Annotated in this window: 9 protein-coding genes and 1 pseudogene; 5 read left to right on the top strand and 5 right to left on the bottom strand. The window is 63.5% G+C overall.

The window, feature by feature from the left end; all coding sequences use genetic code 11:
• Positions 1-30 precede the first annotated feature (30 nt).
• Positions 31-447 carry a MarR family winged helix-turn-helix transcriptional regulator gene (locus WAN71_RS09015; protein WP_422225000.1) on the bottom strand — a complete coding sequence of 139 codons (417 nt, stop codon included), beginning with the start codon at positions 445-447 and terminating at the stop codon, positions 31-33.
• Between the two features lie 82 nt (positions 448-529).
• Between WAN71_RS09015 and WAN71_RS09010 the strand changes: the two genes are divergently transcribed.
• Entirely contained in the window at positions 530-1615 is a 1086-nt protein-coding gene (locus tag WAN71_RS09010) for an aldo/keto reductase (RefSeq protein WP_422224999.1), read from the top strand.
• A gap of 4 nt (positions 1616-1619) precedes the next feature.
• Here WAN71_RS09010 and WAN71_RS09005 read toward each other — a convergent pair whose 3' ends face one another.
• The 4 genes from WAN71_RS09005 to WAN71_RS08990 form a co-directional block, all read right to left on the bottom strand.
• Positions 1620-2057 carry a carboxymuconolactone decarboxylase family protein gene (locus WAN71_RS09005; protein WP_422224998.1) on the bottom strand — a complete coding sequence of 146 codons (438 nt, stop codon included), beginning with the start codon at positions 2055-2057 and terminating at the stop codon, positions 1620-1622.
• Entirely contained in the window at positions 2058-2915 is an 858-nt protein-coding gene (locus tag WAN71_RS09000; RefSeq protein ID WP_422224997.1) for an NAD(P)-dependent oxidoreductase, read from the bottom strand.
• Between the two features lie 46 nt (positions 2916-2961).
• Positions 2962-3711, bottom strand: a complete 750-nt coding sequence (locus WAN71_RS08995; RefSeq protein ID WP_422224996.1) for an SDR family oxidoreductase — start codon at positions 3709-3711, stop codon at positions 2962-2964.
• Between the two features lie 76 nt (positions 3712-3787).
• Positions 3788-5254, bottom strand: coding sequence for an aldehyde dehydrogenase (locus tag WAN71_RS08990; protein WP_422224995.1), 1467 nt, complete (start codon positions 5252-5254; stop codon positions 3788-3790).
• Between the two features lie 179 nt (positions 5255-5433).
• Between WAN71_RS08990 and WAN71_RS08985 the strand changes: the two genes are divergently transcribed.
• From WAN71_RS08985 to WAN71_RS08970, 4 genes and pseudogenes are all read left to right on the top strand, one after another.
• Positions 5434-6051 (top strand): TetR family transcriptional regulator, encoded by a 618-nt coding sequence (locus WAN71_RS08985; protein ID WP_422224994.1) that lies wholly within the window; start codon positions 5434-5436, stop codon positions 6049-6051.
• Positions 6048-7262 (top strand): cytochrome P450, encoded by a 1215-nt coding sequence (locus WAN71_RS08980; protein ID WP_422224993.1) that lies wholly within the window; start codon positions 6048-6050, stop codon positions 7260-7262. Before WAN71_RS08985 ends, WAN71_RS08980 begins: the two co-directional genes overlap by 4 nt.
• A complete protein-coding gene (locus WAN71_RS08975; protein ID WP_422224992.1) occupies positions 7263-8087 on the top strand; it encodes an SDR family oxidoreductase in 825 nt (274 codons plus the stop codon).
• Positions 8084-8714, top strand: a pseudogene (locus tag WAN71_RS08970) (cytochrome P450); the annotation flags it as partial. The gene WAN71_RS08975 and the pseudogene WAN71_RS08970, both read left to right, overlap by 4 nt.

The following is an 8714-nucleotide window of genomic DNA, read 5'->3' as shown; positions in this document are numbered from 1 at the left end:
CCCGTAAACCGCTATACCCTGCGTCTCGAGTTAAGGCTGTCCAAGAATTCTTTCGAGCAGGTTTTTGAGGTCCTTTTGCTGCGCGGCGGTGAGGCGCTCGAGCCGCTTGTTGAACTCGTTCGAGAGCAGCACGAGACCGTCCTTGGCGGCTTTGCGTCCGGCCTGGGTGAGCAGAATGCGATGGCGCCGCAGATCGGCAGGGTCGATCTCACGGCGGACAAATCCTGCCGCCTCGAGCCGTTTGAGGTAGACGGTCACCGTCGCCTTGGGCATGCTCAAGGCCGCAGCCAGTTCGGCAGGGTAGGGGTGCTCATCGACCTCGGCCAGCAGGAACAGCTCTTTGGACTCGAGCCCCAGCGCGCAGATATCAGCCTCGGCGCACGAGATGACCGACAACAGCACCCGGTAATTCAGCGACCAGATCTTCGCCGCATCGATGGAAGACATCGACTTGCCAGATCGTTCAGAGATGAACTAGTTTAGATATGAACAAGCGCATAGCCGAACAATCTACCAGAAAGCGGTCACCATGCCTCTGGATCAATATGTGACACTCGGACGCTCCGGCCTGCGGGTCAGCCCCTTATGCCTGGGAGCAATGACGTTTGGAGAAGACCTCGGCTGGGGCACCAGCGTCGAAGAGTCCCAAGAGATCATCGACCGTTACATCGAACTGGGTGGCAACTTCGTCGACACCGCCAACTTTTACACTAGGAGCCACTCCGAAAAGATCATCGGCGACCATATCGGCCGCCATAGCGCCCAACGCGACCGCGTGGTGATCGCCACCAAATTCAGCGGCAACTTATATCCGGGCGACCCCAACGGCGGCGGCTCGGGCCGCAAATCGCTGATAAGCGCCTGCGAGAACTCGCTGCGGCGCCTCCAAACCGATTACATCGACCTCTACTGGCTGCACATCTGGGATGCGAATACCCCCATCGAGGAGACGATGGCCGCACTGGACGATCTGGTTCGGGCCGGCAAGGTTCGCTACATCGGCGTCTCGGACACCCCGGCGTGGAAGATCGCCGAAGCCAACCTCATCGCCCGCTTCCGGGGCTGGTCGAGTTTCGTCGGCCTGCAAGTCGAGTACTCGCTACTGGAACGCAACGTCGAACAGGAACTGGTCCCGATGGCAAGGGAATTCGGCCTCGGGATCACACCTTGGTCGCCCCTGAAAAGCGGCGTGCTCAGTGGTAAATACACCCGACGAAATGATGGCCAGCACAACGCCGATCGCGGCGCGCTCGTCGATAACTTCCTCACCGAGGAGACCTACGCGGTCGTCGACGAACTCGAGATCATCGCCAAGGCGCACGAGACAAACGTTGCCAGCGCGGCGCTTGCCTGGGTCCACGCACAGCCTGCCGTATCTTCCGTCATCATCGGGGCACGCAGGCTCTCGCAACTCGACGACAACATCCGAGCCGTCGATGTGAGCCTCGGCGCCGACGAACTGGCCCGGCTCGACACGCTCACCAAACCGACTTTCGGGTTTCCGCACAACATGCTGGAAATGGCCCCGGGAATCATTAACGGCGGAACAACGGTCAACGGTGTCTCAGCGCCGACCTCCGAGTACGTGATGCCCGAAGGCGGCGAGCCCTATTAAACCGTCAGTCGCGCTCGCCCCCTGAGTGCATCTTCAGCGCGCCTTCGACGTTGGCCTTCTTGTCCTCGCCGCCGGCCTTCGCCGCGGCCTTCTTGCGCTTCGCCACGACGGTGTCGACGGCGCCGTTGAGCGCCGAGCCCAGCGGGAAGCCGAGATAGTGGGTCAGGAAGACGGCCATCTCCTTGAGTTCGGTCTCGCTGAGTTCGTCGTTGAGCAGCGCGGCGTTGATCTGGATCTCGGCAAGGTCGCGATTTCCGACGGCCGTGACCGCCGTCAGCGTCATGATGCGCTTGTCGCGCATCGACAATCCCGGTCGGGTCCAGATGCTGCCGAACAGGTGATCGACGGTGAGGTCGAAGTACGCGTCGCCCTCGATGTTGGGCATCTCCCAGCCATAGACCTCGTTCATCTTCTCGAGGCCTTTACGACGCAGCTCGTCCATTTACGTCTCTTTCTCTGTGTGCGGTACGCCGAGGCCGTCGGCCAGCCGCTGGTAGGCCAGCTGGGCCAGCGGGAGCTCCACCGACACCGCCTCACCCAGCGCCAGCGCCAGGCTCAGATCCTTCTCGCCGAGACCGCGGGTATGCAGAAACGGCAGATACAGAAAGTGCTCTGGCTCAAGAGTTTTCATATCATCGCGGACCATGATGGCGCCCGGCCCGCTGGTGAGCGCGTCGGTGTGACGCACCACTCGACCCAGCGCCTGCAGATCCAGTCCAGCCGCTTCCGCCAGCTTGAGGGCTTCGCACGCCGCGGCGTAGGAGGTGAACGTCAACATGTTGCGGGCCAGCTTCATTCGCGTCCCCGCGCCCGGGGTTCCGGCGTGGATCACCAGCGACGCCCACTGCTTGAACGCCGGCTTGATCCGCTCGTAGACGTCGCGCTCGGCACCGACCATGGTGGCGAGTTCGCCCTTCTCGGCGGCAGCCGCACCACCACTGACGGGCGCGTCGACGATGTGTATTTCCTGCTGCTTGAGTTCGTCAGCCAATTCCGCGGCGGTGGTGTCGCTGATGGTCGAATGGATCGCGATGACGGTGCCCGGCTTGGCGTGGGCGGCCAGTTCACCGACAACCTGACGCACCTGAGCGTCGTCGAGCACGGTGACGTGGACGATGTCCGCGGCGGCGACGTCGGCGATACTGTCGGCCAGACTCGCGCCCGCCGCGGCCAGCGGCGTCATGGCTTCGGTCCTGATGTCGTAAACCGTGACACCGCCCGGCCATTCGATCATCCGTTTGGCCATCGGAGCGCCCATGTTTCCCAGCCCGATGTACCCGAGAGTTACGTGTTCAGTCATACGCGGCGCTCCTCCTCATCGCGAAGCTCTGCATCGTCGCCGGCGGTCATGATCGAATCACCTGTCCGCCGTCAACGTTGAAGATCTGACCGGTAATCCAGGATGCCTCATCGGACAACAGGAACAAGCACATGCCAACCAAATCGTCAGGCGTTCCCATCCGGGATAGCGGAAGCCCCTTGACGATATCGTCGACGATCTCTTTGGGAGTAGTGGTCCGGTTGGCCTCGGTGTCGATGGGGCCGGGCGCGATCGCGTTTATCCGGATGTTCTGGCCGCCTAGCTCACGGGACAGCTGTTGAGTCAAGCCGTTGAGGCCGACCTTGGCCAGGCCGTAGAAGTTGGAGTAGAGCCACGCCGCGGTGGATGACTGGTTGACGATCGCTCCGCCGCCGCGCTTGGCCATCTTCTTGTACACCGCACGGGTGCACCACAGCGCGCCGTCGAGGTTGACGCTCATGAACTTCTTGTAGTACTCCGGGTCAACGGTGACCAGGAAATCCAGCTTCATGCCGCCGAAGATCGCGGCGTTGTTCACCAGGTAGTCGATGCCGCCGAACTCGGACAGTGTGCGGTCGGCCATGGCCTTGGCGGAGGCGGGGTCGGACACGTCGACCGGAATGCTGATGGCTGTGCCGCCGTCGGCGCTGATCTGCTTGGCTACCCCTTCGGCTGCCTCTGCATTGATGTCGGCCACGACGACTGCCGCACCCTCGCGGGCCAGCGCCTCCGCGTACGCCTGGCCGATACCACCACCCGATCCAGTGACGATGGCGACCTTGTTGTCGAACCGCATGTTTCCCTTTCCGTCGAGTGTGGATTTATGACACGGTTTTTGGCCCAGGGCGTGTCATTAGCCCACACTCGGCACGTCAGACAGCAACCGCAATAGTTTTGGTTTCCAAGTACTCCTCGAAACCGGCCAGACCCATCTCGCGGCCGTTCCCGGACTGCTTGTAACCGCCGAATGGCGCGTCGGCTGAGTACCAGACGCCGCCGTTGACATTGATCGTGCCCGCCCGGACCCGCGCGGCAATCCGCGCCGCTCTATCAGGGTCAGTGCCAAATACGGTGCCAGACAAGCCGTACAGCGAGTCGTTGGCAATGCGAACAGCGTCATCGTCGCCGTCATGGGGAATCACCGTCAGAACCGGGCCGAAGATTTCCTCGCGGGCGCAGCGGGCGTCGTTGCCCAGCCCCGCGATCACGGTGGGCTCGATGAAGAAACCGACGTCACGGTCGGCCGGCCGGCCTCCTCCGCACGCGAACGTCCCGCCCTCAGCGATCGCTGAGTCGAGGTAGCCCTGCACCCGATCGCGCTGTCGGGCCGAAATCAGTGGCCCGCAAATGGTTCCGGGGTCGGTCGGGTCGCCGGCCTTGATCCCGCCCACTGTTGCGGCCGCAATAGAAACGGCCTCGTCATACCGCACCCGTGGCACCACCAGCCGGGTCGTGATCGCGCATCCCTGCCCGGCGTGCATGCACACCGAGAATCCCGCCACGCCAACCGCACCGGCCAGATCGGCGTCGTCAAGCACGATGAACGCCGACTTGCCGCCCAACTCGAGGAAGACCTTCTTGATGGTCGCGGCCCCGTCGGCCATCACGCTGCAGCCGGTGGCTGTCGACCCGGTGAACGACACCATGTCCACCCGAGGGTCTTTGGCCAACAACGCACCTACGCCATGATCGCTCGAGGTGACAATGTTGATCACGCCGGCTGGAAAGTCGGTGTGCTCGGTGATGAGCTCCCCCAGCACCGCAGCGCACCAGGGTGTGTCGGGGGCGGGCTTCAACACCACGGTGTTGCCCGCGGCCAGCGCAGGCCCAATCTTGGCGAGATTGATCTGATGCGGAAAGTTCCACGGGGTGATGGCGCCGACGACGCCGACGGCCTCCCGGACGATCGTGCGCCGGGTAGGGATGCCCATCGGCGAGGCCTCGCCGAGATCTTGGTTGTATTCGTACGATTCGGCCGTATCTGCCGCGAAAGCCAGATCGTTGACCGGGACTTCGAGATGAGCTATTGCGGTGAGCATCCGCGTCGCGCCGACTTCGGCGATGGTCAAGTCCCGTAGCTCTTCGAGGTGCTGCTGCATGGCATCGCGGAGCTGGCGCACGCACCGCACCCGCAGCTCGGTATTACGTGACCAGTCCGTCTCGTCGAACGCCCGTCGCGCCGCCTCGATGGCGCGGCCCATGTCCTCGGCGTCGGCGTCGGCCGCGGCACCCAGGACTTCCTCGGTGGCCGGGTTGATCGTGGCAAAAGTGCCCCCGCCGCCGCTGGTCAGCTTGCCGTCGATGAGCAGAGCGCTTACGCCGTCGGCCAGCAGTGCCATCTTTGCCTCCGCGCCTCGTAACGGTGGACACTTGTCCGGAATAGTTCAGACGAACCATAGTCGCCTGGTCCATCCAAGTGCAAGAGTGGGTCTGCCAAGGAAGCGGATGGAACCCAATTATTCAGGTACTTTACCGACTGGTCTTGCTTCGCTTCGCAGGTATCGGATAACTTAGACATGTGTCCAGCGATTCCATAGTCGCGGTAACTCCCGCCGCCGGCAGCCCGGCCCGGGAAGTGCCGCGCAACCGTCGCCAGGAAGAGACGTTCCGCAAGGTGCTGGCCGCAGGCGTCGAGGTGCTGCGGGAGAGTTCCTATACCGACCTCACGGTTCGCGCCGTTGCTGCTCGCGCCAAGGTCGCCCCAGCGACCGCCTACACCTACTTCTCGTCGAAAAACCACCTGATCGCCGAGGTCTACCTGGATCTGGTGCGACAGGTCCCCTACTTCACTGACGTCAACGTGCCCATGCCGATCCGGGTGGACAAGGCCTTGCGTCACCTGGCGCTGGTGGTCGCCGACGAACCAGAGGTTGCCGCGGCGTGCACGACGGCATTGCTCAGTGGCGGCGGAGACCCGGCGGTACGGTCCGCGCGCGACCGGATCGGCGCCGAAATCCACCGCCGCATCACTTCGGCCATTGGGCCGGAAGCCGATACCCGCACTGTGTCCGTACTCGAGATGACGTTCTTTGGCGCGCTGGTCAACGCCGCCAGTGGGGCCTACACCTATCACCAGATCGCCGACCATCTTGGCTACGCGGTCGGTCTCATTCTGAAAACCGGGGAAGACCGATGACCCTTCAGATCGACAAGCCGCTCCTCGACCCATACGACTACGACTTCCACGAGGATCCGTATCCGTATTACCGGCGGCTGCGCGACGAGGCCCCGCTCTACCACAACGAAGAACTCGGCTTCTGGGCGTTTTCGCGACACCGCGACGTACACCAGGGATTTCGCAACAGCACCACGCTGTCCAACCGCGATGGCGTCTCGCTTGACCCGGTGTCGCGCGGACCGCACGCATCGAAGACGATGTCGTTTTTGGCGATGGACGATCCCGCCCATCTGCGACTGCGCACGCTGGTATCGAAGGGCTTCACCCCGAGACGGATCCGGGAGCTTGAGCCTCGCGTCACCGAGCTCGCCGTGCAACACCTCGACACCATGCTGGAGAACGCGAGTTCTGGCGTAGCCGTCGACTACGTCGCGGAATTCGCCGGCAAGCTACCGATGGACGTCATCTCCGAACTGATGGGTGTGCCGGAACCCGACCGCGACCGGATCCGCGCCATGGCCGACGGTGTGATGCATCGCGACGACGGGGTCAACGACGTGCCGGCTTCGGCGATCGAGGCGTCGATCAACCTCATCGTCTACTACCAACAGATGATCGCCGAGCGCCGCAAGAAGCCGACCGACGACCTCACGTCAGCGTTGCTGGAGGCCGAAATCGACGGTGACCGGCTCACCGACGAGGAAATTCTCGGCTTCATGTTCCTGATGGTGATCGCGGGCAACGAGACCACGACCAAACTCCTTGCCAATGCCGCTTTTTGGGGTCATAAGAACCCTGATCAGCTGACCCCGGTCTATCAGGACCTGTCGCTGGTGCCGCAATGGGTCGAGGAGACCCTGCGCTACGACACGTCCAGCCAGATCCTGGCCCGCACCGTCTCCGGCGAGCTCACCCTCTACGGCACCACGATTCCCGAGGGCGACGTTCTCCTGCTGCTGCCCGGTTCGGCACACCGCGACGAGCGGGCGTTCGACCATCCCGACGACTATGTGATCGGGCGCGACATCGGTTCCAAATTACTGAGTTTCGGGAGCGGCGCGCACTTCTGCCTGGGCGCTCACCTGGCCAGGATGGAGGCCCGGGTAGCGCTCACCGAACTATTCAAGCGAATCCGCGGATATCGGGTTGACGAGGCCAACGCCGTCCGCGTCCATTCCAGCAATGTCCGCGGGTTCGCCCACCTACCCATGGCCGTGGAGGTCCGGTAAATGCCACGCTTCGAACCACATCCGGCCCGCAGGCCAGCGATTGTTGCCGGCGCATCGTCGGGTATCGGAGCGGCCACCGCCGTCGAGATGGGCGCTCATGGATTCCCGGTGGCGTTGGGCGCGCGGCGCGTCGAGAAGTGTCAGGAGATTGTCGAGAAGATCCGCGCCGACGGCGGCGAGGCGATCGCGCTGCCGCTCGACGTCACCGACGCCGAGTCGGTCAAAGGATTCGTGCACCAGGCCACCGAGCAGCTGGGCGACATCGAGGTTCTGGTCACCGGCGCCGGCGACACCTATTTCGGGCGACTACACGAAATCGACACCGCCACTTTCGAATCGCAGATCCAGATCCACCTGATCGGGGCCAACCGGTTGGCCACCGCGGTGCTTCCGGGCATGGTCGAACGTCAACGCGGCGACCTGATCTTCGTGGGCTCCGACGTCGCGCTGCGGCAACGCCCGCACATGGGCGCCTACGGCGCCGCGAAGGCCGCGCTGGTAGCCATGGTGACGAACCTGCAGATGGAGCTCGAGGGCACCGGCGTGCGCGCATCGATCGTGCACCCCGGCCCGACGAAGACCGCGATGGGCTGGAGTCTGCCCGCCGAGTCGATCGGCCCGGCGCTGGAGGACTGGGCCAAGTGGGGTCAGGCCCGCCACGACTACTTCCTGCGGGCCAGCGATCTCGCCCGGGCAATTGCGTTCGTCGCCGAAACACCAAGGGGCGGTTTCGTGGTCAACATGGAAATTCAGCCGGAAGCCCCGCTGACCGACAACAAAGATCGCCAGAAGCTCGCACTCGGAGAAGAGGGATCGCCGTCATGACAACCGCCATCGTGCCCCGGGTTTCCGGCGGCGAAGAAGAGCACGGTCATCTCGAGGAGTTCCGGACCGATCCGATCGGCCTGATGCAGCGCACCCGCGACGAATGCGGCGACGTGGGCTGGTTCCAGCTGGCAGACAAACACGTCATCCTGCTATCCGGCGCAGGCGCCAACGAGTTCTTCTTCCGTTCTGCCGACGAGGATCTCGACCAGGCCGAGGCGTATCCGTTCATGACGCCGATCTTCGGCAAGGGCGTGGTCTTCGACGCCAGTCCCGAGCGCCGCAAGGAGATGCTGCACAACTCGGCGCTGCGCGGTGAGCAGATGAAGGGCCACGCGGTCACTATCGAGGGCGAAGTCAAGCGGATGATCGCCAACTGGGGCGACGAGGGTGAGATCGACCTACTCGACTTCTTCGCCGAGTTGACCATCTACACCTCGACCGCCTGCCTGATCGGGCTGAAGTTCCGCAACCAGTTGGACTCCCGGTTCGCGCATTATTACCACGAGTTGGAGCGCGGTACCGACCCGTTGTGTTACGTCGACGCCTACCTGCCGATCGAAAGCTTCCAGCGCCGCGACGAGGCGCGCGTCAAACTCGTTGCGCTGGTTCAGGAGATCATGGACC

The organism is Mycobacterium sp. (assembly GCF_049280035.1).
Classification (GTDB): Bacteria; Actinomycetota; Actinomycetes; order Mycobacteriales; family Mycobacteriaceae; genus Mycobacterium.
Note: the sequence above shows the minus strand (reverse complement) of the source record. Positions and strands in the feature narration are given on the sequence as shown.